Below are 1,346 nucleotides of genomic sequence, written 5' to 3'. Positions count from 1 at the left end.
TCGGCTATGAAAGGCGATGAGTATTACTCTGACGATTAGCAATTGCGATGTGGAATAAAACATGAGCTAAAACTCAATTTCCAAATCACTTTCCACTGTACAACAACATAATAAAATCTCATTGGCGGATAAAAATGCCAATGGCGTTTCTGCATAACTCACTTTGCCATTCAGCAACTTCACCCGACATGAGCCACAGTAACCGGAGCGGCACTGGTATTCATGTAAAATTCCGTGATTTTCTAAGGTTTGCAGCAGGGAAGTGCGGTTGTCGTGTTCGACAGTGCGCTGTTGCTGCGGTAGGGTGATTTTATGGATTTTCATTGCGAAACAAAACCGCTCTTTTGTCGTGCGACATTGGATCAATATAACAAAAGAGCAGTATTGAAAAGGGGGTTACAGGTTAAAATCGCCGAAATCGTCAGCGTCGATTTTGGAATCGATTTGCCCAACCAGATAGGAGCTGACTTCCACTTCTTGTGGCGCGACCTGTACGTTGTCAGACACCAGCCAAGCGTTAATCCACGGAATCGGGTTGGAACGGGCTTGGAACGGGAGTGGTAAACCGACTGCCTGCATCCGGATATTGGTGATGTATTCGACGTATTGGCACAGAATATCTTTGTTCAAGCCGATCATTGAGCCGTCTTTGAACAAGTAATCCGCCCACTCTTTCTCTTGTTCTGCCGCTGCCACGAACAGATCATAAGCCTCTTGTTTGCACTCTTCGATGATTTCACCCATTTCCGGATCGTCTTGTCCCGATGCCATAATGTTTAAAATATGCTGGGTGCCGGTCAAATGCAGGGCTTCGTCACGGGCGATAAATTTGATGATTTTGGCATTGCCTTCCATCAGGTTGCGCTCGGCAAAGGCAAACGAACAGGCGAACGAAACATAAAAACGAATTGCTTCCAGCGCATTGACGCTCATCAGGCACAGATACAGTTGCTTTTTCAAACTGCGTAAACTGACCACGCATTCTTTGCCGTCCACGGTGTAAGTGCCGGCACCGTACAGGGTGTAAAGCTGGGTATCACGGATAAAGTCATCGTAATAGATAGAGATGTCTTTGGCGCGTTTGATGATCTCTTCGTTGGTGACGATATCATCGAATACCACCGACGGATCGTTGACGATATTACGGATAATATGGGTATAAGAACGTGAATGAATCGTTTCTGAAAACGTCCATGTTTCAATCCAGGTTTCCAATTCCGGCAACGAAACTACCGGCAGCAAAGCTACGTTCGGGCTGCGACCTTGAATTGAGTCCAACAGGGTTTGATATTTTAAGTTGCTGATAAAAATATGTTTTTCATGTTCAGGCAAGGCTTGATAGTCGA

At 45.5% G+C, this 1,346-nt stretch carries 2 protein-coding genes; both read right to left on the bottom strand.

The window, feature by feature from the left end; genetic code table 11:
* Window positions 1-66: 66 nt before the first annotated feature.
* Window positions 67-324: a class I ribonucleotide reductase maintenance protein YfaE gene (yfaE, locus tag FHQ30_RS12590; RefSeq protein WP_139612307.1), complete on the bottom strand. Its 258-nt coding sequence runs from the start codon at window positions 322-324 to the stop codon at window positions 67-69.
* A 72-nt stretch (window positions 325-396) separates the two neighbouring features.
* A partial coding sequence (gene nrdB, locus FHQ30_RS12585) for a class Ia ribonucleoside-diphosphate reductase subunit beta (protein ID WP_139625185.1) occupies window positions 397-1,346 on the bottom strand: 950 nt, incomplete at its 5' end.

This window comes from Testudinibacter sp. 'clade 2' (genome assembly GCF_006227735.1).
GTDB lineage: Bacteria > Pseudomonadota > Gammaproteobacteria > Enterobacterales > Pasteurellaceae > Chelonobacter.
Note: the sequence above shows the minus strand (reverse complement) of the source record. Positions and strands in the feature narration are given on the sequence as shown.